This is a genomic window from Thiohalocapsa marina, assembly GCF_008632335.1.
In the GTDB taxonomy this organism is placed as follows: Bacteria; Pseudomonadota; Gammaproteobacteria; order Chromatiales; family Chromatiaceae; genus Thiohalocapsa; species Thiohalocapsa marina.
In genome coordinates, this window is the sequence record NZ_VWXX01000083.1 from 1 (window position 1) to 889 (window position 889).

Consider the following 889-nt stretch of genomic DNA (forward strand, 5'->3'; position numbering starts at 1 on the left):
CCCCCACCCACGCATCCACCCGACCGCGGGCTGATCAGGGATTCGAACCCAAGCGAGTCCGTCCGAGGCAGCGGCCCTGCGTGCTATGCTCAGGGCCATGACCCAGCCCCATGACACCGGCTACAAACTGCTGTTCTCGCATCCCGAACTGGTGCGTGACCTCATCCTCGGCTTCGTCCCCGACGACTGGCTGCATTCGCTCGACTACGACACCCTGGAGCGCGTCCCCGGCAACTATGTCAGCCGCCGCTACCGCCAGCGTGCCGACGATGTGGTCTGGCGCCTGCGCATTGGCGGCGACTGGCTGTATCTGTACCTGCTGATCGAGTTTCAGAGCAGCGTCGATCGCTACATGGCCGTGCGCATCATGACCTACGTCGGCCTGCTCTACGAGGACCTGATCCGCCGCGGCGAGTTGTTGGCCGATGGCCGTCTGCCGCCGGTGCTGCCCATCGTGCTCTACAACGGCCGCCCGCGCTGGAGCGCCCCCACCGAGGTTGGCGAGCTGATCCCGCCCGTGCCGGGCCTGGTGGCACACTTCAAGCCGAGCTACCGCTACCTGCTCATCGACGAGGGTCGCTACAGCGAGACCGAGCTCGCGGCGCTGAACAACCTGGTCGCGGCGGTCTTTCGCCTGGAGCAGGCGCCCACGCCTGAGGGCATGCAGCAGCTCATCGCCCGGCTCAAGGACTGGCTTGGCGAGCGCGAGGACTTGCGTCGCAGCTTCGCCGTCTGGATTCGCGCCGCGTTGATGCGCCGCGAGGACTATCATATCGTCTTACCGGAAATCGATGATCTGGAGACACTGACCATGGGCCTGTCAGACCGCTTGGAGGAATGGGCAACGGAATACAAGGCGGAGGGCCGGCAAGAGGGCCGGCAAGAGGGC

Annotated in this window: 1 protein-coding gene; it reads left to right on the forward strand. The window is 65.8% G+C overall.

Annotated features, from left to right (window positions below; all coding sequences use genetic code 11):
* Window positions 1–97: 97 nt before the first annotated feature.
* Window positions 98–889 (forward strand): Rpn family recombination-promoting nuclease/putative transposase (locus tag F2Q65_RS19280; RefSeq protein WP_170265821.1); only part of this gene is annotated, 792 nt, incomplete at its 3' end.